24 protein-coding genes are annotated in these 20,113 nt (G+C 54.6%); 12 read left to right on the top strand and 12 right to left on the bottom strand.

All coding sequences use genetic code 11. From position 1 onward, the window contains the following. Window positions 1-11: 11 nt before the first annotated feature. Genes BT108_RS07320 through BT108_RS07300 form a run of 5 tightly spaced genes read left to right on the top strand, consistent with a single transcriptional unit; the run spans window position 12 to window position 3,498 of the window. On the top strand, window positions 12-629 hold the full coding sequence (locus BT108_RS07320) for a glycosyltransferase family 4 protein (protein ID WP_072293889.1): 618 nt from the start codon (window positions 12-14) through the stop codon (window positions 627-629). Then, window positions 622-1,671, top strand: coding sequence for a GHMP family kinase ATP-binding protein (locus BT108_RS07315; RefSeq protein ID WP_255369649.1), 1,050 nt, complete (start codon window positions 622-624; stop codon window positions 1,669-1,671). The genes BT108_RS07320 and BT108_RS07315 overlap by 8 nt, the downstream gene beginning before the upstream one ends. Then, complete coding sequence (locus BT108_RS07310) at window positions 1,668-2,255, top strand: D-sedoheptulose 7-phosphate isomerase (RefSeq protein ID WP_304528467.1); 588 nt, start codon at window positions 1,668-1,670, stop codon at window positions 2,253-2,255. Before BT108_RS07315 ends, BT108_RS07310 begins: the two co-directional genes overlap by 4 nt. Next, window positions 2,255-2,947: a nucleotidyltransferase family protein gene (locus tag BT108_RS07305; RefSeq protein ID WP_143142438.1), complete on the top strand. Its 693-nt coding sequence runs from the start codon at window positions 2,255-2,257 to the stop codon at window positions 2,945-2,947. Before BT108_RS07310 ends, BT108_RS07305 begins: the two co-directional genes overlap by 1 nt. Beyond that, a complete protein-coding gene (locus BT108_RS07300; RefSeq protein WP_304528466.1) occupies window positions 2,944-3,498 on the top strand; it encodes a D-glycero-alpha-D-manno-heptose-1,7-bisphosphate 7-phosphatase in 555 nt (184 codons plus the stop codon). The genes BT108_RS07305 and BT108_RS07300 overlap by 4 nt, the downstream gene beginning before the upstream one ends. A gap of 596 nt (window positions 3,499-4,094) precedes the next feature. Here BT108_RS07300 and BT108_RS07295 read toward each other — a convergent pair. After that, the gene (locus tag BT108_RS07295; RefSeq protein WP_072293886.1) at window positions 4,095-4,346 is read right to left on the bottom strand and encodes a type II toxin-antitoxin system Phd/YefM family antitoxin; all 252 of its coding nucleotides are present in this window, start codon (window positions 4,344-4,346) and stop codon (window positions 4,095-4,097) included. 252 nt (window positions 4,347-4,598) lie between these two features. Here BT108_RS07295 and BT108_RS07290 point away from each other — a divergent pair, with 252 nt between their 5' ends. Then, window positions 4,599-4,964 (top strand): type II toxin-antitoxin system RelE/ParE family toxin, encoded by a 366-nt coding sequence (locus BT108_RS07290; RefSeq protein ID WP_072293885.1) that lies wholly within the window; start codon window positions 4,599-4,601, stop codon window positions 4,962-4,964. Next, window positions 4,961-5,281, top strand: a complete 321-nt coding sequence (locus BT108_RS07285) for a helix-turn-helix domain-containing protein (protein ID WP_072293884.1) — start codon at window positions 4,961-4,963, stop codon at window positions 5,279-5,281. Before BT108_RS07290 ends, BT108_RS07285 begins: the two co-directional genes overlap by 4 nt. 145 nt (window positions 5,282-5,426) lie before the next feature. Here BT108_RS07285 and BT108_RS07280 read toward each other — a convergent pair whose 3' ends face one another. Both BT108_RS07280 and BT108_RS07275 read right to left on the bottom strand, forming a co-directional pair. Then, window positions 5,427-5,846, bottom strand: a complete 420-nt coding sequence (locus tag BT108_RS07280) for a type II toxin-antitoxin system VapC family toxin (RefSeq protein WP_072293883.1) — start codon at window positions 5,844-5,846, stop codon at window positions 5,427-5,429. Next, entirely contained in the window at window positions 5,847-6,101 is a 255-nt protein-coding gene (locus tag BT108_RS07275; RefSeq protein WP_072293882.1) for a FitA-like ribbon-helix-helix domain-containing protein, read from the bottom strand. A gap of 334 nt (window positions 6,102-6,435) precedes the next feature. Between BT108_RS07275 and BT108_RS07270 the strand changes: the two genes are divergently transcribed. The 4 genes from BT108_RS07270 to BT108_RS13525 all read left to right on the top strand — a co-directional run bounded on the left by BT108_RS07270 (window position 6,436) and on the right by BT108_RS13525 (window position 9,125). Continuing rightward, on the top strand, window positions 6,436-7,599 hold the full coding sequence (locus BT108_RS07270) for a tyrosinase family protein (protein ID WP_072293881.1): 1,164 nt from the start codon (window positions 6,436-6,438) through the stop codon (window positions 7,597-7,599). 89 nt (window positions 7,600-7,688) lie between these two features. Next, window positions 7,689-8,009: a hypothetical protein gene (locus BT108_RS07265; RefSeq protein ID WP_072293880.1), complete on the top strand. Its 321-nt coding sequence runs from the start codon at window positions 7,689-7,691 to the stop codon at window positions 8,007-8,009. Between the two features lie 60 nt (window positions 8,010-8,069). Continuing rightward, a complete protein-coding gene (locus BT108_RS07260) occupies window positions 8,070-8,660 on the top strand; it encodes a YiiX/YebB-like N1pC/P60 family cysteine hydrolase (protein WP_083566284.1) in 591 nt (196 codons plus the stop codon). Between the two features lie 87 nt (window positions 8,661-8,747). After that, window positions 8,748-9,125, top strand: a complete 378-nt coding sequence (locus BT108_RS13525) for a hypothetical protein (protein WP_143142437.1) — start codon at window positions 8,748-8,750, stop codon at window positions 9,123-9,125. Between the two features lie 42 nt (window positions 9,126-9,167). On the opposite strand, the gene BT108_RS07255 is transcribed toward BT108_RS13525, so the two are convergent. The 4 genes from BT108_RS07255 to BT108_RS07240 form a co-directional block, all read right to left on the bottom strand. Then, window positions 9,168-10,487 carry a hypothetical protein gene (locus BT108_RS07255; RefSeq protein WP_072293878.1) on the bottom strand — a complete coding sequence of 440 codons (1,320 nt, stop codon included), beginning with the start codon at window positions 10,485-10,487 and terminating at the stop codon, window positions 9,168-9,170. A 297-nt stretch (window positions 10,488-10,784) separates the two neighbouring features. Then, a complete protein-coding gene (locus tag BT108_RS14225; protein ID WP_072293877.1) occupies window positions 10,785-12,896 on the bottom strand; it encodes a patatin-like phospholipase family protein in 2,112 nt (703 codons plus the stop codon). Window positions 12,897-12,954: 58 nt separating this feature from the next. Beyond that, window positions 12,955-15,834, bottom strand: coding sequence for a hypothetical protein (locus BT108_RS07245; RefSeq protein WP_143142435.1), 2,880 nt, complete (start codon window positions 15,832-15,834; stop codon window positions 12,955-12,957). A 114-nt stretch (window positions 15,835-15,948) separates the two neighbouring features. Further along, the gene (locus BT108_RS07240; protein ID WP_072293875.1) at window positions 15,949-16,365 is read right to left on the bottom strand and encodes a hypothetical protein; all 417 of its coding nucleotides are present in this window, start codon (window positions 16,363-16,365) and stop codon (window positions 15,949-15,951) included. Window positions 16,366-16,802: 437 nt separating this feature from the next. On the opposite strand from BT108_RS07240, the gene BT108_RS07235 reads away from it, so the two are divergent. After that, window positions 16,803-17,984 carry a helix-turn-helix transcriptional regulator gene (locus BT108_RS07235; protein ID WP_072293874.1) on the top strand — a complete coding sequence of 394 codons (1,182 nt, stop codon included), beginning with the start codon at window positions 16,803-16,805 and terminating at the stop codon, window positions 17,982-17,984. A 36-nt stretch (window positions 17,985-18,020) separates the two neighbouring features. Here BT108_RS07235 and BT108_RS07230 read toward each other — a convergent pair whose 3' ends face one another. From BT108_RS07230 to BT108_RS13975, 5 genes are all read right to left on the bottom strand, one after another. Continuing rightward, window positions 18,021-18,476, bottom strand: coding sequence for an EVE domain-containing protein (locus BT108_RS07230; protein WP_072293873.1), 456 nt, complete (start codon window positions 18,474-18,476; stop codon window positions 18,021-18,023). A gap of 36 nt (window positions 18,477-18,512) precedes the next feature. Continuing rightward, window positions 18,513-18,866 (bottom strand): DUF1428 domain-containing protein, encoded by a 354-nt coding sequence (locus BT108_RS07225; protein ID WP_072293872.1) that lies wholly within the window; start codon window positions 18,864-18,866, stop codon window positions 18,513-18,515. 61 nt (window positions 18,867-18,927) lie between these two features. Then, window positions 18,928-19,425, bottom strand: a complete 498-nt coding sequence (locus BT108_RS07220; protein WP_072293871.1) for a PIN domain-containing protein — start codon at window positions 19,423-19,425, stop codon at window positions 18,928-18,930. Then, on the bottom strand, window positions 19,422-19,667 hold the full coding sequence (locus BT108_RS07215) for a type II toxin-antitoxin system Phd/YefM family antitoxin (RefSeq protein ID WP_072293870.1): 246 nt from the start codon (window positions 19,665-19,667) through the stop codon (window positions 19,422-19,424). Before BT108_RS07215 ends, BT108_RS07220 begins: the two co-directional genes overlap by 4 nt. A 91-nt stretch (window positions 19,668-19,758) precedes the next feature. Next, a partial coding sequence (locus BT108_RS13975) for a hypothetical protein (RefSeq protein WP_218184841.1) occupies window positions 19,759-20,113 on the bottom strand: 355 nt, incomplete at its 5' end.

Here is a 20,113-nt window from a genome sequence, read left to right as displayed (position 1 = left end):
TCGTCCACTCCATGGTGCCGAAGGCCGACGCCCGAAGCGTCATACCCTATTTTTTCGAGGAAACGCCGCCGCCCGACGCCTCCCCTCCAGACGCCCAGGGCATCCTGTTCATCGGCAATTTCCGCCATCCCCCCAATGTCGATGCAGCGGAGTGGCTGATTCAAACGATATGGCCCGAGATTCGGCGTCACTGCCCCGCAGCCACCCTGCGCGTAGTCGGCTCCGGGATCCCCGCTTCCATACGGCAGCGATCCGATGCGGAGGCAGGCATCGACATATCCGGCTGGCTGCCGGACGAAGCGCTTGCTGCCGCCTACCGGTCTTGTCGGGTGGCCGTGGTACCATTACGATTCGGTGCTGGCATCAAGCACAAGGTCGTCGCGGCCTTGGCCGTGGGCCGCCCCGTCGTCACGACCCGTGTGGGAATGCAGGGACTGGCCTGTCTGAACGATTCGGTCTGCGTCGCCGACAACGATATGGAATTCGCCATGATGGCCGCCCAACTCCTGACGGACGATGCCTACTGGCTGCTCCAGGCGGGCACCGGCCTGGAAGCGATACGAAGCCGCTTCACCGCGGATATCATGGCTTCCGCCTTCGATGAGCTCGAGCCATTGCGAATTGGATAGTACGCGCCAGAACAACACCATCGTCCGTGCGCGCGCGCCGTTGCGCCTGGGCCTCGCAGGGGGCGGAACGGACGTGGCCCCCTACTGCGACCTGTACGGCGGATGCGTGCTGAGCGCAACGATAGACCGATACGCATACGCGGTCATCAGGCCATTGCAGGAACCTCGGGTCCGCTTCGTAGCCACGGACCAGCAAATGGAAAACACGCAACTCCTCTCCGATTCCCTGGAGATCGACGGCAGCCTTGATCTGCACAAGGCCGTCTATCGCGCGATCATCCGGGATTTCAACAACGGAGAGCCGATTCCCCTGGAACTCAGCACGTTCTGCGACGCGCCAGCCGGCTCGGGCCTCGGCTCCTCATCGACACTCGTGGTCGTGATGATTCGCGCCTTCGCTGAACTGCTGAACCTTCCGCTGGACGACTATACCATCGCCCAGCTTGCGTACCGGATCGAACGCATCGACTGCAACCTGCAGGGTGGCAGGCAGGATCAATACTCGGCGACGTTCGGAGGATTCAATTACATGGAGTTCTATGCGAATGAGCGAGTCGTCGTCAACTCGTTGCGCATAAAGAACTGGATCATCTGCGAACTGGAAGCCTGCCTGATCCTGTTCTATACCGGAGTCTCCCGGGAATCCGCACGAATCATCGCCGATCAGAGCTCCAACGTGCAGGCCGGGCTCATCGACGCCGTGGAAGCCATGCATGGCCTCAAGCGGGAAGCGTTGATCATGAAGGAATGCCTGCTCAAGGGGGATTTTGACGGCATCGTCAACAGCATGCTCCAGGGATGGGAAAGCAAGAAGCGCTCCGCCAGGACCGTTTCCAATCCCTATATAGAGGAAATCTACGATGCCGCCATCAGGGCAGGCGCCCAGGCAGGCAAGGTCTCCGGAGCGGGCGGGGGCGGTTTCATGATCTTCTTCGTGCCTCCGGTAAGGAGGATGAACGTCATCAGGGAACTGAGCCGCTTCCAGGGACAGATCAGCAACTGCCACTTCACCAAGCACGGAACCCAGGCATGGAAGATATGATGAAAACATATATTTCACGGCAGATGGCCGAAGCGCAGCGCATCATCTCCACCATGCTGGCGGACGAGGAGATATTGTCCGTCACTAGCAACGCTGCCAGGGCATGCATCGACAGTCTGAAGGCTGGCCACAAGATCCTGCTGGCCGGCAATGGCGGCAGCGCCGCCGATGCGCAGCATATCGCGGGGGAACTCGTGAGCCGCTTCGCCTTCGATCGGCCAGGACTTTCCGCCATTGCGCTCACCACGGATACCTCCATCCTCACTGCGATCGGAAACGACTACGGGTATGAGAACCTGTTCTCCCGCCAGATACAGGCGCAGGGAAACGAGGGCGATGTATTCATCGGTTATTCCACCTCCGGGAAGTCCCCCAACATATTGCACGCTTTCGAAGCAGCGCGGGAGAGGGGCCTGATACGTATCGGCATGACGGGGAATCGCGGCGGGCCGATGCTTGAACTGTGCGATCACGTCTTGCAGGTACCGAGTGCGGATACACCCAAGGTGCAGGAGGGCCACCTCGTGCTGGGCCACATCATCTGCGGATTGATCGAAAGCACCCTCTTCAAGCCATCCGCCTGATGGAAGCGATCGTTCTGGCGGGAGGCCTGGGTACCCGATTGCGGGCAGTGGTGCCAGACCTGCCAAAATCCATGGCGCCCATCGGGGAACGACCCTTCCTCGAAATCATCCTCGGTGTGCTGGCGCAGAAGGGGTTCTCCCGCATCATCCTCTCCCTGGGATACAGAGCCGACACGATCGTTTCACACTTTGGCGGCAGCTTCGCAGGCATGCGATTGCTCCACGAAATCGAAGAGCAGCCCCTGGGGACCGGCGGCGCACTGCGACGAGCCCTGGCACGCTGCGAATCCGACCATGCATTCGTATTCAATGGCGATACCTTCCTGGACCTGGAGGTCGCGCAAGCCGAGGCGCATTGGCAGGCCAACCGCTTCCCGATCATCGTCGGAAGGAACGTCGCCGACACTACCCGTTATGGACGACTGGAAGCCAGGGATCGGCGGATCACGCGATTCGTGGGCAAGGATATTCCCGGGCCAGGACTGATCAACGCCGGATGCTACATATTCCCCCCTGACATCCTCGACCGTCATGAACCGGGCCGCGCGTTCTCGCTGGAAAGCGACTTCCTGGAATCCGCCGTCATGACACAGCGCTTCGATCTGTTCGTATCCGAAGGATTCTTCATGGATATCGGTATACCCGAGGACTACCTTCGCGCTCAGACCGCGTTCACCGAAATCCTTTCGTGATCGATCCTTCCTCGATGGAACGCCCGGCCCTCTTCCTGGATCGCGATGGGGTCATCAATGTCGACCGGGCCTACGTCCACAAGCCCGAGGACATGGAATTCACCGATGGCATCTTCGATCTGTGCCGGCATGCCAAACGGTTGAACTACCTCATTTTCGTCATCACCAACCAGGCCGGCATCGGCCGTGGCTACTATACGGAGCAGGACTTTGCCAATCTGACCGACTGGATGCGCGGAATTTTCAAACATGAGAACGCCGAAATCGATCAGGTATACTACTGCCCAACCCACCCCGAACACGCAGTGGGCAAATACAGGAGGCAATCCCATTTCAGGAAACCCGCTCCCGGAATGATCCTGCTCGCTGCCAGGGAATTCGGCGTCGATTTGAACAGGTCGATCCTGGTGGGCGACAAGCCCTCGGACATCGAGGCGGGTATTGCCGCGGGCGTAGGCAGGAATATACTGTATCGGCCCGAAGGAGATCGGCCCGAATCAGGGGCGCAGACGGTCGTTACCCACCTGGGGCAGATTCTCCCCTGCCTCTAGTACCCACATTTAAATCCGCAAACGCGGTAGCCGGATGAGTCGGCGGGGTAAAGGTCTCCGGCTGAACCTTGCCTGGATCGTACATGACAACGCTATTTTTCGAAATCGACCTTCACTGTACTGACGCCGAAATCTTCTCCAGTCAGAACATTGATTGGAAGGAGTAACGAAATCATTGTTCATCTATCAGCATTCCAACAGGGAGAGACCAAGCTTGCTTGCGGCTGTGCGCAATTCCTGATCGAGCGTGGCCAGGGGAAGCTCAAGACGCTGGGCCAATTCCAGATAAGCGGCATCGTAGGGGGGTGAGCCCACAGCGTTCGGCCAGACGCAGCGTCGCTGACCAGGCAAAGGTATCGGTATCCGGATCGATGGTGATATCGAGCAGCGCAAGATCAATGAGGACGGCGTCACGAAATTCCGGGCTGATGCGCCGCCGTCTGACGGCTCCTTGCAGACTATTGGCGACTTCAAGTCGTCAGAGCGAAGGCACCCATGCGCCGTCGGTCACGACGCGATTGAAAACCTGTTGCGTGGCAGGATTCAGCTCGTCACTATAGAGCCAGGATGATGTGACGAACTGTCCAGCACCAGAGTCACGCACGGCCTTCATCACGATAGCCTTTCCACTCGCGCCAATCAAATACACCGCTTTTGAGCGCTTCAGCCCGGGAACGGATGCGCTTGGCGGCAGCCACCACCTTGTTGGCATCATGGGCAGCAGTATTGGGAATCAGCCGGGCTACCGCTTTGCCGTGCCGTGTGATGATAACTTCTTCACCTTTCTCGACCCAGTCGAGCAAGGTACCAAGCTTATTCTTGGCTTCGAAGGCACCGACTTCACGCATCTCTTTTCCTGAATAATCTAGACAATAAGCCCAGCTTATATTGAAACTATCCACCAGTCAAAATAGCTGTCATCGCCGAAGTAATGATCTCCCAGATCTGACACAGCCATATATTTAGTAAGAATTATCCCTACCACAGAAGCTAAAATGACCATTGCCGACACAGCCAATCTCGGCCGGTGCGGGCCGGATTGCCGCGATGCTGTGGCGGCAATCCGGCTCTTGTACTTCATATCCGAACGGGTATAATCCATGTCTGAGAAACGCAAGCTCCTTTACTGGGAAAGTTCGTCGAAAAAGGATTTCAAGGAGTTCCCCGTTTCTGTCCAGAAGGATATGGGCGTCGCGCTGTTCGTCGTGCAGTTGGGCCGCACACCCGACTCGGCGAAACCCTGGAAAGGTCTCGGCTCCGGGGTTTATGAGCTGGTGGAGGATCACAGGGGCGACACCTTTCGTGCGGTCTATACCGTGCGCGTCGGCGATGCGGTGCATGTCCTGCATGCGTTTCAGAAGAAATCCAGGTCTGGCATCGCCACACCGCAGCCGGATGTGGAGTTGATCGAGAAGCGGTTGAAGACAGTGCTCGCCCGTTATGGAGCGAGCGGGAGATCGAGATGACGCGTAAAAGCCATCCTCAGGGTACTGACAACGTCCTGGTAGACCTCGGATTCGATGATGCGGAAGAGCTGTCGGCAAAAGCTGTCTTAGCAGTCAAGTTGAACGCGTTGATCGACAAACGCGGCCTCAGCCAGACCGAGGCCGCCCGCATCACTGGCATGACGCAGCCAAAAGTGTCCCAGGTGCGACGCTACAAGCTCCAGAATATTTCGCTTGAGCGTCTGATGCAGGCCTTGGTTTCGCTTGACCAGCAGGTCGAAATTGTCGTGCGTCCCGCACGACGTTCGCACGCAGCCCGTATTACTGTTGCCACATGACAATGGGGGGCCACGCATGAACGGGATAACTATCCTGTGCTGTGCCCGGCGAATTCGCACAACCACCTTCTGAATTGCCCCGGATATGAGCCGACCCCCAGAGCTGGATGACGTCGCGCTTGAACGCAAGATTGCTGGCCCTGTCCTATGCGTCCTTCCAAGGGTTGATGACAGTCACACCGGCGGCTTCATAGGGCGATGTGTCGCGAGATGCCACGATGAAGCCCCGCGATGCCGCAACGGCCGCGATGTAACCGTCTGGCGTCGGAAAGCCACGCCCGACGTTCCTGGCCATCACGGCCAGGTCAGCATAGTGGCGCGCTGCATCCGTGTCGAACGGAAGCACCCGATCCTTGAACAGTTCCAGCAGCTCGGTCAGGGCACGGTCGAGCATGTTCTTGTGCTTGCCCGCCGGTAGCGCCCGGATGCCAAACAGCAATTCGGCCAACGTGACGCTCGACAGATACAAGGTTTCCGCCGCTTGGTCGTTCAGCCAGGCCCTCACGGCCACATCTGGCTCCGGCTTCATCGCCTCGGAAACGACGTTGGTATCCAGGACGATCATTCAATCAAGACTCAGCGGCTTGGTGGGCGTCTTGTCACGCACATTCTCGAAGACGGCGAAATCCTCATTGGCCAGCCCGATCTTGCGGCCGATGGCTACCAGAGCTTCGCCCACACGCACGCGCTTCTCCGGCTTGACCACGGCCGCCAGAATCTCCCGCACCTCCGCCTCCGTGCTGCGGCCGTGCTGGGCCGCACGCACGCGCAAGGCCCGATGCACGTCATCGGGCACATTCCTTACAGTCAAGATTGCCATGATTCAACACCTCTCATCCGCCTTCGATGACTGCAAGCATAGATGAATGCAGTCATTCATGCAAGCATCAAGCTCCCCGCCCCTTCCTGCCTCCATTCTTATCACCCGAACGGGTGATGACAAAATGGTTAAGGTTAATGTAGATTTTGGGGGCTTCAATCATCCTGGGTAAAACGGTGAGAACTAAGGTCCAGTTACCCGATAGCTCATCTTTTCTTCAGGTTGAGGAGTATACGATACACACATGACACAGGGGCCAATTCATCCATCAAGAACATCGGCCCACGGGGACGCGGACTCATTTTAGGTCTTTTGGACCAGGGAAAACTGACTGATGCATATAAGAAAGGAAATTCGATCCCTTACGGCGGATCAGCTGCTTGCCCTTAGAAGATCTATGGCTGAGCTTCAACGAAGAGAGGAAGCTCCCAGTTTTATCGACCTCGCAGGCTTTCATGGGATGCCACGCCGCCATTGCCCTCATGGAACTCCTTTTTTTCTGCCTTGGCATAGGGCCTATATCCGTATGTTCGAAAGTGAACTGCAGTCAATCGACCCAAATGTTACGCTCCCATTTTGGGATTGGACGTCAATCGCTTCAATCGCCCAAGGAATGGCACCTGCTCACACCGATCCCACGTTCATCGACAACGAGATACAGTCAAATCCTTTAGCGTCGGGGCCTATTGAGGACCGCAGCCGACAGACCCGCCGCACCCCACCGCACCATCCGCATCGACTTCGCAGTTATGCATCATCAGTTCTTCTCGCCATGGACAACAGTGATAGCTATCTCGACTTCAACAACCGGTTGGAAGGACCACATAACAGCGTCCATGTTTGGATAGGTGGCCCCCAAGGCGATATGTCAACTGTATCGCGGGCAGCCTATGATCCGATCTTCTGGTCGCATCACGCAACAGTGGATCGGCAGTGGGCGATCTGGCAGAAGTGCAATCCCACGCGTACTTTACCTATGGAGCTTCTGTCCCAGCCGCTCCCAGGCTTTTCTGATTGGACAATCGCTGATACGCTCGATCTGTCGTCTCCGCGTCTTGACTATACGTATGAGGGCTTAGATGAATTCTCCTGCCCCCTACCCACCCGCATCGGCGCTGAGGGAAGCGTGCTTTTCAACGCGCGGGTAGACACCATTCACGACCGTAAACCACGGATAGTCGTAGAGATACATGACGTGGACCGGGAGGGCACGTCATTCATGGTTGACCTGTTTGTTCGTGATCCGTCAACAGCTGATCGTGAGGCATTCGGTGGATCCTTTGGAATTTTTGGCGCAGAGGGCCTACATAGCGCCCATCATGGGCACCATCACAGTCGGAAGGCTACCCAGCACATCGATATAACGGAAGCCGTAGATAGCTTGGGACTCCGGGGTCGGCCAGTTGAAATACGTCTGAACGCAATTAACAAATCCGGTGACATCGTTGAAGCAACATCGCTGCCCATCGGGGCTCTCGATCTTCGTATAGTCCCGTGAACATGATTTCCAGGAAACCGCTCTGCACGTGAATGCGAGTACAGGCAGAGCATTTCGAGTAACCCACTTGCGGAATAAGGAGATGTGCTATGGAAACCAAGAATTGGTATGCATGGATTGATCTGATGCCACCCAAACCGGATGGCTTTCATGTAATTGGTGAAATTCTCGTTGGAAACCCTGGAACTCAGGGAGAGCTATGCGTGAAAGAGCCACAAGGAATCAACCCAAGCATCCTCTTACTTGACCTTCATCTCATCCAACGACCAGGCATGTGGCCTCAGATTGTGACCTGGATCCAATGTCATTACGACAAGATACTCGCTCCGCATAATCCTAAGTACACAGATGTTGAGATCTTTTACGACGGAATATCGATTGCGACGATCAAAGTGGAGGAAGTGCACTAACCGAAACGTATCCATAAAAATACAATATTTTGCATCTTATCGTCATCTGAGGGCATTGAAATGGCAATGCATCTGGAAAGCAAAGATATCAAGAAGCTTTCTGCTGTCCCATATCCAGAACTCCGGAAAACACTGAAGTCTGGAGATCTCCTTTTCGCATCCGGAGATTATCTTGTGTCCAAGGCCATTCAGAAGGTTACAGAAAGCCCTTGGAGCCATGTGGGAATTGTATTACGACTTGATTCGCTTGACAGGATATTGTTATTGGAAAGTGTTGAAGATATGGGTGTTCGCTTTGCTCCCCTATCCAAATACGTCGAGGACTATGAAGATAAAAAACCGTATAAAGGGCGTATTGTGATAGCTCGCTGTGAAGGGGTGACTTCCGGTATTGTTGCAGGTATCTCGACGTTCGGCATCGATGAGTTGACCCAACCCTATGACAAAGATGAAATCGCAAAGATCCTGGCACGAATTACTCTTGGAATAGGCAAGAAAGAAAGAGACCGCGAGTACATCTGCTCCGAATTGGTTTACGAATGCTTCTCTTACGCAGGCAAAGAGTTTGCATACAATCCCAGGGGATTCATCAGCCCGGAAGATATATGGCGAGACGAAAAGGTTACTCTTATAGGGAGGGTTTCTCTCTAATCCAGCAAGCTGTCAACTGATTAGCCTTGTACGGCAAACCGTACAAACCGAGGAATTGACGCCGATATGCATTAAAGGAGGAACGAAATGGACACCTCAAATATACCCATAACCTTTTGGCATGCCCTCAGTATCTGCATGGTAAGCGCCACTTTCGGTATCATCGTCATTGCTTATAAATCATCCACCGTATCGATAGAAATAGCTGACGCAAAAATTAATTTGTCATCGGCTATCGTACAAGTTAAAGATATCAAGAATGAGCTAGAAATAGAAAACAAAAGGCTGAAAAAATTGATTGTAGAGTTACAAACCAAATCATCCGCTAACTCACAGGACTCTGACATCGCAGAAGCCTATAGATCATCTTCAGGAATTGACCTCAATGAAATTGTGAGTACCCAGAAATTTGTAGACCTCGGAACAAGAATTCAACAGGTCGAAAAAGCTTTATTGGCCCACTAAACTCTCAAGATTTATAAATTGGCATGCACCCCGTGCCGTGCCTCACGGTCTCCAGCAATTTCCGGTTTCTGGGATGCCGCATACGATGATCTTATGAATGTTTTCATTACTCAAATACTTGCTATGTGCTTTCCATGGAAACTCGATAATCCCGAGCCAGGTTACCGCATTGGATACAAGCACATCAATAAAATCATACGCCTTTCCCCCAGCTTCATGACGAGTACTGCCCCCAAGAGGATAGGACAACAGATCATTTGGATCGGTAAAGACAATTACCGGTAGCGATGGCAATGGTTCAACGGTTTTCATGACACCATCCACCGCGGGTACAGCTGGAGCTTGCGGCATGATGGTTTTTATCCGGGACGCTCTTTTACCGTAAAGTCTTTGTGTCAGAACATCCAGAGAATCCACCGTGGTATGGTCCTGGCCAACGGCCTTTTTGGAAGAATCTTCCGTTATATCCCCTTGCCTGATGCATCCCTTTGGAAGCACGGCAGCCGAGAGCAGGGGTATCTGGTTGGCACTCATATATACCTGAAATATCCTGGTAAAGATCTGCTCGGAAATGTTCGTACTATTCTCAGGCATCGTACTGCGATCGTTAGCACAATCGCCCAATTCCCCACTCCCGCTTGCCTGCATCTGCAGCAGCGTATCGAAGAGCACCTTGCTTCCCAGGCTCTCGGAAATGACGAATATTGGCACGTCCTCACTTTTTGTAAGCTGCTGCTGTTTCGATAAACTTTTATCGTCTCTCGCCCGATAAGTCGCGATGTATTCGATTGCTTCCGCTACCCGCCTGCGAATCTCAATTCCTGTTTCTCCTGCGTAGATAATGGCATCCACGAGGCAGTCGTTGATGAGACCATCCTTCAGATATCGGTTCACAAGGGCTCTAGTGTAGCCGTCCTGGCGAATACCGTTGCAAAAGGGGACTCTGTCAGTCAATTTCTTTTTGTCTCGATCGTAGCACAGGGATTTTTTCTGATCGAAAGTCTCCGCCGACCAGACGATTGCATGAACGTTGAGTATCTTCCCATCCACTCCTATGTCAAATGATTGAGAGTACAGCCTGGTCCTTGAAAACTCCCCGGAGGACTCCGAATTTCTTTCCCTGACGACGTGTCCGCTGCTCTGGAACATTTCAAGCAATCTGCCGCGAGTGCTGGCGACCCATTCCTTATCGTGCGTACACATTCCATGAATCAAGATGATATCGATTTCCTTCCCATCAGACTGCACGAAATGGCTGATCCCTTTCACTTGGGAATCCGAAGGAATGATCCGGGGCTTGGCATAGGGAATGATACAGCCACCAAGAGCCATCACCATGATCAACATGAATATTCTGCTCATGAATTCATGACCCCCTCAATGATGTTTGAAAATTCTTCTGGATCCCCTGCCTCTGGTGAAAGATACAAGCAGAATCTATACAGCTATCCGGAATTTCCATCCGTCGAATCATCAGCTTCAAACTTCCCTAGCGATCCACGTGTTTGAATATCACATCTCAATACTTGAGTTTCACACTCTAAATCGAGTAATAAGTATCCAGATCTTATCGATAATACTTCATCTATCCGCCACAAATGCCAGCCCATGAGCCTCCATGACTGGCTCCTGACCTGATATGAACGAGCATCTCCAAGATTAGAACGGCGGCCGCCCTCGTAACTCGCCTCTTGGCAACGGACGATCCTTACTACGAATCATGGTTCCTGAAGGGCTGACTTGAATTTTTTTCAGTCCTACAATAATTGTGGATATTGCCGAAACATCCTTGATTGTGAGCCGATACTGATTGCGGCAATGTCCGGTTATGATCAGCGCACCGTAGTCTACTGGCCCGGTTCCTTTCAGTACTCTCTGAAGCTCCAATATGCGCGGTCCCAGCATATCGATGAACGTGTTCACTCGTATCCAGGCATGGTTATCAAAATCCATGACACTCCCATTACTAGTTTGAGAACGACATATGTAGCGCCTCATGATTTCGTCCGCTGCGCCTTCACCATATTCCTCTAGCTTCTTAATTACGTCACGATCCATATCGAGATTGAGTCCGCCCTCCCCTTTGGACAGATAGATATGGGCGACGCGCTCGCGCACACCGGGCATGCGTGTCAAGGTGTTGTCATTCCAGTTTCGGGCTGTATTGAAGATTGCATCACAGAATCCGGTAAACCGGTTCAGACCTTTTTCGTTATCGAATCCATCCCATGTCTCGCCTCTTTTATCGGTATTCGATTCAGGCATCCACGCACCTACTCTTGATTCCTCATTTGATCCGGGTTTAGGTGAATGAGACACTTCTCCTAAGGTGAAGCCGAATGTTGGCCACGTGGGCAGAAAGGAGTCGAAGAAATGAATTGGAAAATTGGAGGTGATTCCTCCATCCGAGAACCAGCAACGCTCAAGCCTTCCAGGTTGATCCGGCTTGTCCCGACCCGGCTTTTCCATATACAAAGGAATTGCACTAAGCAACCCGGGGAAACTCAAACTCAGACGCGCAGCGAACAGGACAGGGAGCTCCTTCGCTGGTGGTAACCTATGGCACCCATTGGAAGAACATTTTGAGTTGTTCTTTAGATGATCCAGAATCACCCTTGGAAAAAAGGGTTCCAATTCATCATAGTTGAAATATATGGGCTCATGCTCATCGTCGGAGGGCAGCATATGAGGGCATCCGCGAGTTAGGTTTGTAGTGACCAGCTGAAGATTTATGGATTTTGGGTTCAACTCTCCACGCTCTATAAGTTCTTTTTCCTCGTCACTATATGGCCACGCCTCTGCTGGGAATCCTTTTGCCCCCCACAAATCTCCGAAGGTCAAAGGCCTATTTTTACCGGAGATTTCCTGGATCTTGTCATTCAGCCACTCGGTGAGCGGCTTATATCCCTCGTACCCCTCGGGTTTCTCCTTTCCACTCATGCCCGTGCATAGCGCAAAACCCAGGCCGTCGTCATTCATGATTTCGATGACAAGGCGATACAAAGTATAGATCACCCAGATGGCAGCAAGCATTGCTCCCAGGATAAATGCCGGGGATAGAGCCACCGCGCACGCAACAGGCTGCACGTAATATATTGCAACCGCTGCGGGTACGAGCAGCAGCGTCTTCCAGTAGGAAGGCCAGCTCTTACCCAGCACCCATAACACAAGCCCACATCCTCCCAGTGAAACCAGCCCGACCAGAAGCGAAAATACGATCCTCTCGGATTCCAGAACGCTACAGGAAGACAAGGATCCGGACAGGAACAGAAAGACGGCTGCAACTGCCAGACCTATTCCGAAGCCTGCCAACACTCTCATTCTATAGATGGAAAATGCGGCTCTTATCGCACCATAGATTCGGCCTGCGGCACTTTGCTTGTTGAGTGTGCCTTGCAGGATCTTGAAGAGCGGATCGGTTTTATGGGAAGGTTGGAACAAACCGAACAGGGTCGATATCCGTGCTCTTGGTGCCTCTTCTGGCGGACACCTCAACTCATCCGAAAGACCTTCGATCGCGGCGTAGCCTTTATAATCACCGCCCGTACTCCGCCGATATTCAGCCGCCGCGGCAAGGCATGCAGCCAATGCACCCGCAGAAGTTCCTCCTATGCTCTTCAAACGATAATGCTTCGCCAGTGTGGCTATTGCTTTGGGGTAGACAATCCCGCTCGTAATACCACCCTTCATGATCACGTCACAATAGTTCTCCTTCCACTTCTCGTGCTCTTGCTTTTCCCCCTTCTCTTTCCCGCTCGACGAATCCGTCACCTTATCTTCCTCCCTTTCCTTACAGAAACCATTCCTATTTTTCGCGCCGACTGGCCCTTCACTGTGTGGGAACAACAGAAACGTTCAGGCTAACCGGATCCACCTTCGATTCGTTCGTAGCCTTGGGCGCCGCCGTAATTTTCAGGGTTCTGCCGGGTATCAGGTTTCTGAGAGCAAGATCAACAGATATCGTTTTCTTGTCCTTGCTTATCTTCTCCAGATTGGCGACCTTGACCGAATTGCCTGCAAGCTCGGACGAGACGCCAGGAGAAGAACTTGCCTTGATGATTTCACCGCCCGTGGCCGATATGTCCACAGAGGATACCCCCACCGCGGGAACGATCTGAATCCGGAGGTCTCCCTTACCTTCGGCGTTTGAAGCAATGGTTTCGACCCCGCTGGAAAGCTGGAGGGCATGCGTTTGAGATGAAGCGGATGGATTCTTCTCGCACCCCTCATGCACCTCCAGCGGTATCTCGGCGTTGCCGTGCGAAGTCCAGACCACCAGGGTACGATCCTTCTTATCGCTCCTCAGAAGCACCTCCCTCGGCAAGGATGAGATATCGATGACCACTGAAAGTCCAGCCATGTCGGGCAACACCGAAACCGACTCGCTTTTCACCATCCTCCCACCGAAGAAGACCCGTGGATTCCGCCATAAATCCATGCCGTAAATGAGAACGGTTAAATCTTTGACTGATGGAGCTTTGCACAATGGGATGGATGCCGGCCTGACCATATCGATCCGGGCCTGATGAAATCCTTGTGCGGTCAACTCCTCGGCCAGCTTGACCGTCAGGGCATCGAACGAAGACAGATTCGATCTGAAGCGGATGGGTAGTTCATACTCCTTATGCGCATTATCCCCTTCCCCCTTCAGGATGCCCCCACCACCCACGAATCTGCCTTTCCAGGCTGTTTGCACCTTAAGAGTTGCGCCAGGCCACCATCCGGGAACGGATATGTCGACACTGACCTTTTCGGTCCGGGCATCCTGGCGGAGCGACAATTTATGGCCTTTCGGATCAAGCATCAGTTTTGGTCCGAATATCCACCCAAACTCATACTTACACACCGCCCCATCCCGACACCCTGAGTCTGAGTCATCCTCGTCATCCCCCGGACCTGCAAATCCGAATACTCGTGGAACCCGCTCCATGGCATCCACGCGCGCCGCTGCCAATTGCGAATAACCGGCGCTTCCCCCCAGACTCAAGGGGATGCTGGGTACCTGCGCTGAAACCGCCATTGCAAGATCCAGCGCATTTGCAGCACTAGCAAGTGTCGACATTCTCTGGCTTCTGAGCACGGGATCAATGCCATAAGGATATGCCCTCCACGAATCACTTTTGATCTCGATGCAGCCGTGTTTCCCCTCATTCAGCCCCAATCCCTTCATAAAACCGCGTGGAATTTCTGCCTTCACTTTATCCGAAGCGTCACAGGCATCGGAAGTTGTTCCCGGCACAGGCGTTTCTTTCCCCTCTTCTACCTTTTCGAGTATCCATTTTGCACTCGTGTAGGTTTTCATGTATATGGAAAGCTCTTCCTGAGCTACCCTCCGGACATCACCTGTAACATGACCACGGTCTCCCAAGGCAAAAATCGCCGCCTCGACCGATGGTGCGATCTTCAATACGTGCTCAATAAATTTTTCCATGACCATCGCATCGATATTTCTCAGCTTTATTTCCGTCGGGAATTTTATGATTTCCTGGCTGATCCGCTTATAGAGATCCGATTTCTCTATTTCCTTCAAGCAGTTCTCCAATTTCTTTTGGAGACACTCATTCAGTCGACCTTCCTTCTCAAGTTTATGAAAAATTTCATGGATGACCATCAATTCATAATGTCTCTCATGGTCCGTGATTTCGAAATGACTTTTATGCCCAGGATATACCGCTACCTTGAAGGTGTGCTTTTCCTTGTCCTGTCCCTCCAGCGGCAGCCTCAGGGTTGCCACGTCGTACAACCCCGTCATCGGCCCCAGTACTTCATAGATCAGGCCTTTGTCGTCTGCACTCTTATCGCCCCCTTTTTCTTGATTCATTCTGCTGGTCACCGCGGAAAGCCATGTATGGTAGAGCCACTTGATATCCTTCGGCTTCAACTTGGGAGGCTCGATGGTCAACCTGGCAACACCGAACTGCCCTTTTTTCCCCCCAGGCAGTATGGTTGCAGTAAATTGCAGACGGTAGAGTACATTGCCATCTTTGTCATGGACGTCATCGAGCGAATTGGCATTGATTGCCTCACGAATACGAACACGCAGCGCGAGGCGATCCTCAAATTCGTCTTCCAGCGTACCCGTCGGGAGATCTGTACTTGGTCCCAAAAGCACACCCTTTGAGGAAATAGCCTCAATCAGTTTGTCAAGTCGCTTATAAAGCTCGCCATCGACGTTGAGGTTATCGGTTCCGGGCGTAACAGTGGTCGCGGGAGCATTCGCAGGAGTGGACGGCCCTGTTCCTGTGCCTGCCTGGAGGGCTTTGAGTTGATTCTGGACATTCAGCAACTGCCCCTGAAGCTGTGTCACTTCGATCTGCTGTTGCAGGTTTGCCTTCTGGGCCTGGTTCTCGAAATTGAACTTTGATACAGGATTCACGCTCAAGGACATCTGCCCAGACAGGGCAGAGAGCGTTTCCAGGTTTCGCGTCAGGTTCCAGCCAAGTTTTTCCTCCTTGCTTTTCTCCAATTGATCCAGCAAAAAGCTTTCCTCTTTTAATCTGTCGTTGATCAGCCGCTCGCGGGTAAATACCTGTGGCGGACTCAAGAGGATCCGGGCGGCCGTCTGAGCCGATTTCTCGTCAAGTGAACCCATTCCGGTCGCATAGGGTTTCCCGAAGGAGCATGCGGAAAGCTCCAGAACGAATGCAGCAAGGATAAAGACGCGGGAAGGAAGTTTCCAGCCGGAGTTCCTTTTTTTTGGAATTGTCATGTCTGATAAACCTCAGGTGGGCGGTTTCTGGAGGACAGCCACAAGATTGAAATTTGTCGCCGACAAAATCCGACGGCGCAACGAAGCCAAGCCGACCCGACTTGACTGGAATCCCTATTTTCTCGTAGCAACGGGCCATATATTCCGAACAGATGAACTCACGATCGGGCTTGATTTTTTCAGCTGTTTCCTCGTGAAGAGTACTTTGAACGTAAGGATTCGAACGGCAATCTTTGCAATCTCACCCCTGTCGTACGGATAGCCAAACTGATCAACGGCATAACGGGCAAGCTCTATGAGGTTCTCTCTGTTCCGGTTGATCAGGTCATCGGCCTTTTTATGCCGGATGATCGCTAGGCCTCCGAGGTATGGCTTATCGTCGTTCTGATAATTCTCCAGGCACTTGGAAAGTCTTACTGTACGCACACCTAAAGGCTCGACGCTTTCCAGCAGCATGATCCGATCGATATGGTCAAGCCGAAGTACAAGCGCAACATGACTCCATACGCTTCCTGTTGCCCGCTGAATCATGGATGAAAATATTCCCGTACCCTAACCAACCAGCAAATCCCCGTTCTTCAGGTCTTTGCGAATAGCTCCATAAGCGACAGGCTTATCTGACGGAAATCTGTTAGTAGCAATGGTCATGATTACCTGGTATTTCTCATGCGTTCATTTCCTCGCTTTCATCATTCTCTTCAGCGGTCTCCACTCCAAAGCGACCTCTGCGCGCCAAACCACAGGCATCCATGAATATGCATATCGACCCCAAACCGGGTAGTTACTGTATTCCCCCTCGTCATCTATGTCATCACCCGTTCAGGTGAGAAAAATCACATCCATACACATGTTTTTCTGATAACCTTTTTCTGTTCATTGCAGAGTAAGCCCAAAATCAATAAACTGATCCATATAAAGGAATAGAAGAACCAGAAACGGTCCGGCGCGGTTTCCAGAGGGAGGAAGTTGTGTCTTTAGACGACGAAGGGAAAGAACTCGGCGGTTTCAGCGAGCTGATTGACCGCATGCACCAGGCGGCGTGCGATCCATCCGCCTGGCGCGGCACGCTGCCAGACATGGCGCGATGGCTGGGGGCGCCGATGGCGCTGCTGTTCACGCCTACGGTGGCGCCCCGCAATGGCGGGGTTCACGTCAGCCATGGCCTGCCCGAGGCTGTGATTGATCGATGGCACACCCGCAGCAACCGCCTCCACGCCTGGATCGTACCGATGACGCGCAATGGCACCGTGCGCCCGTTCCAGGCCATTGCGGCAGCCAAACCGGAGGCGCCCCGCAGCCCGGCCCAGCCGGACTGGTACCGGGAATTCCTGGCCCAGGTGGGCACCCCGCATGTGATGGCCAGCACGATCCACGCCGCCAGCCCGTGGGCGGGCCCTCTCGTGGTGATCGCCTACTTCCGCGACGCGGCAGACGCCGGATTCAACGCGCGCGACCGCTGGAAGTCGTCCCTGCTGCTGCCGCACCTTGCGCACGCCCTGGCGGAATCGGCCCGGGCGAGCGACGCCGAGCGCCGGCGGGCCGATGCGGAAGCCGCGCTGAACGGGCTGCGCCACGGCATCCTGCTGATGGGGGTGCAGGGGGAGGTGCTGTTCCACAACCGGGCGGCGGCACGGATATTCGAGCTGAATGATGGACTGCGCCTGCAGCCGTCGACCCGGGCATCCGGCCGGGCGTATCTTGCGGCACGGCTCTCCACTGCGCAGGCGGCGATCGACGAAGCGGTGCGGGCTGCCGCCGGCCCCGGCACGCCACCCCATCCGGGCACGGTGGCGATTCCCCGTCCGTCGGGAAGAGCCATATTCAGGCTCCGGTTCTCTCCCCTTCCTTCCCGGCACGGCTTCTCGGACATCGCCCATGGCGCCGCACGCGTCATTATATCCATCGCGGATACCGCCATCCCGGCCGAGGTCGACCCTGGCCTGATGAAGTCGCTATACGGATTGACTCGCGCGGAGGTCGCCGTCGCGCAGCAGGTGATCGAAGGGAAAGGGCTGGAGGAAATCGGCGGGTGCTGCGGGCTGAGCGTGAACACGCTGAAGACTCACCTCAACCATATCTACGCCAAGACGAACACCGCCAACCGGGCAATGCTGGTCAGGCTGCTGGTGACGCTGGATCAGGCCCCCTAGAATGGAAGGCCAAGCACGCCAGCCGAGACGTGGACGTCAGAGTATCCCGAGGATGAATTTCCACTCCGCCGGGTCCACCGGGGTAATGGAGAGGCGGCTGCCCTTCTGCAGGATACGCAGGCTGGCCAGCTCGGGGTAGCTGCGCAGCTCCCGGATGCTCACCAGGCGGGTCTTGCGGACGAGCTGCACGTCCACGTTGAACCAGCGCGGGGTTTCCGGGGTGGCCTTGGGGTCGTGGTACTTGTTTGCAGGGTCGAACTGGGTGGCGTCGGGATAGGCCGGGGTGGCAACCCGGGCGATACCCACGATGCCGGGCTCCTTGCAGCTGGAATGGTAGAAGAAGACCTGGTCGCCGACGCGCATCTGGTCGCGCATGAAGTTGCGCGCCTGGTAGTTGCGCACGCCGTACCATGCCACGGTCTGGCCGGGCATGGCCGCGAGGTCGTCCACGCTCACGTCGGAAGGCTCCGACTTCATCAGCCAGTAGCGCATGGCCCTCCCCTCCGCGCGGTACCCAGGGTCGCCGGGTCAGACATCGAGTATCGGGGCGAAGCCGCCGAAGATCATGCGCTTGCCGTCGAAGGGCATGCTCGCTCCCATCTCCTTCATGCGCGGGTCGGCCATGATCTTCTGGTTCGCGGCGTCGCGAGCCTCCTTCGAGGGATATTCGATCCAGCTGAACACCACGGCCTCGTCCTCCTCAGCCTTCACCGCGCCGCGAAAGTCGGTGAGCTTGCCGTCGGGCACGTCGTCACCCCAGCACTCAACCACGCGGCTGGCGCCGAATTCCTTGAAAAGGACCGCCGCCTCCGCCGCGAGCTGGCGGTACGCCTCCTTGTTGGCGGCGGGCACCGCCGCCACGAAGCCTTCCACGTAATTCATTGGCAGTCTCCTCCAGCCATCGGAAAAAGAGCAACCATCCTATCCTATTCGCGGCAAGACGTCATTCGGGTACGGGTCGCGACGGCTGCTCGCCAGGCCCATGCCGTGCATCGTCCCGTCCCAATAGCCGTCCCAGCAACGCATGACCCGGCGACGCGATCGGGTTGACGACCGTTACTCCGCCCCATGTGAAACCGTCCTGAAGATCTTCGGACAAAAGCAATCGGCAACCGGCTTGCGAGGCAACGGAGAGGATGACCGCATCCCAGATGCCAAAATGATGGTCGGTTGCGAGATCCGCCGCCGCCAGCATGGCTTCGGGCGTCGTCTCGATAACAGAAAAGGCATCGCGCCACTCCAGGATAACTTCGCGGGCATCGGCACGTGATCTTCCGGCCTTGCGCGTAAGGACGTTGAACAGTTCTCCAAGCACCTGGACGGGGATAATGACTGCCCCCTGCGGCAGGCTGCGCACCAATTCGAGGGCAAGGTCACGCTTCCCGATCCCATTGACTCCCTCCGCATAGGCAAGGATGTTGGTGTCGAGCGCAACCTTCAACGTTCGTCTTCGTAAAGCTCGTCGCGCGTCCAGCGTCCGGCATTGACAGCAGGCTGGCGCTCAAGACGCGACAGGAGCGCCGCTCGCACGCCGGAAACCACGCCTTCACGCTTCTCGGCGGGAACGATGCGCGCAACCGGTCGCCCGTGGCTCGTCACGACATAACTGCGCCCCTCGCGCACGCCGCGCAGGATGAGAGAGAATTTGCGGTTGGCCTCCGCTGCCGAAACGGCTTTTTCCATACACACCCTTTAGTAGTTATACTAACTACTATAATGATAAGGTGCCTTCTTCGCAAGACGTTTTCAAGGTGCTACCACGGTCGCGCAGACGTTACCCATTAAAAGGTTCATCGAAGATTGCCAAGGAAGCGGTACGGATTTTCAGGAGGACGTAATTCGTGGTCGGAATCCTTAAGCCAGATAGGATAGGTGAAATGAAATACAACCCATCGCAGCGTTCTTCGGGAGATGATGGGTTGCGCTGCGCTCCACCCATCCTTGTATGATCAGAGATATTCAGATTTTGTTTGTGATGCAAGTAAGATGATGCTTCACTGGGGAAGCCGTCCCATCCTGAAGACAGGTTTTTTAAGGTCTGAGCTTGTGATGTAGATTGGCTCCCCGCCCTATTCGCCAATACCGTGGAGTATCCGAGGCTTTGAGCCTGTATACACAAGGATGGTAGG

The organism is Nitrosovibrio sp. Nv17 (assembly GCF_900119085.1).
Classification (GTDB): Bacteria; Pseudomonadota; Gammaproteobacteria; order Burkholderiales; family Nitrosomonadaceae; genus Nitrosospira.
This window is presented reverse-complemented; position numbering and strand designations above follow the sequence as displayed.

Coding starts and splice junctions, on each gene's coding strand:
- BT108_RS07230 (WP_072293873.1), bottom strand. CDS start 18,476: ATGCGCTACTGGCTGATGAAGTCGGAGCCTTCCGACGTGAGCGTGGAC.
- BT108_RS07280 (WP_072293883.1), bottom strand. CDS start 5,846: ATGATCGTCCTGGATACCAACGTCGTTTCCGAGGCGATGAAGCCGGAG.
- BT108_RS07270 (WP_072293881.1), top strand. CDS start 6,436: ATGCATATAAGAAAGGAAATTCGATCCCTTACGGCGGATCAGCTGCTT.
- BT108_RS07290 (WP_072293885.1), top strand. CDS start 4,599: ATGTCTGAGAAACGCAAGCTCCTTTACTGGGAAAGTTCGTCGAAAAAG.
- BT108_RS07245 (WP_143142435.1), bottom strand. CDS start 15,834: ATGACAATTCCAAAAAAAAGGAACTCCGGCTGGAAACTTCCTTCCCGC.
- BT108_RS07305 (WP_143142438.1), top strand. CDS start 2,255: ATGGAAGCGATCGTTCTGGCGGGAGGCCTGGGTACCCGATTGCGGGCA.
- BT108_RS07255 (WP_072293878.1), bottom strand. CDS start 10,487: ATGAGCAGAATATTCATGTTGATCATGGTGATGGCTCTTGGTGGCTGT.
- BT108_RS07320 (WP_072293889.1), top strand. CDS start 12: ATGGTGCCGAAGGCCGACGCCCGAAGCGTCATACCCTATTTTTTCGAG.
- BT108_RS07310 (WP_304528467.1), top strand. CDS start 1,668: ATGATGAAAACATATATTTCACGGCAGATGGCCGAAGCGCAGCGCATC.
- BT108_RS07265 (WP_072293880.1), top strand. CDS start 7,689: ATGGAAACCAAGAATTGGTATGCATGGATTGATCTGATGCCACCCAAA.
- BT108_RS07275 (WP_072293882.1), bottom strand. CDS start 6,101: ATGGCAATCTTGACTGTAAGGAATGTGCCCGATGACGTGCATCGGGCC.
- BT108_RS07225 (WP_072293872.1), bottom strand. CDS start 18,866: ATGAATTACGTGGAAGGCTTCGTGGCGGCGGTGCCCGCCGCCAACAAG.
- BT108_RS07240 (WP_072293875.1), bottom strand. CDS start 16,365: ATGATTCAGCGGGCAACAGGAAGCGTATGGAGTCATGTTGCGCTTGTA.
- BT108_RS07260 (WP_083566284.1), top strand. CDS start 8,070: ATGGCAATGCATCTGGAAAGCAAAGATATCAAGAAGCTTTCTGCTGTC.
- BT108_RS07215 (WP_072293870.1), bottom strand. CDS start 19,667: ATGGAAAAAGCCGTTTCGGCAGCGGAGGCCAACCGCAAATTCTCTCTC.
- BT108_RS07295 (WP_072293886.1), bottom strand. CDS start 4,346: ATGCGTGAAGTCGGTGCCTTCGAAGCCAAGAATAAGCTTGGTACCTTG.
- BT108_RS07285 (WP_072293884.1), top strand. CDS start 4,961: ATGACGCGTAAAAGCCATCCTCAGGGTACTGACAACGTCCTGGTAGAC.
- BT108_RS13525 (WP_143142437.1), top strand. CDS start 8,748: ATGGACACCTCAAATATACCCATAACCTTTTGGCATGCCCTCAGTATC.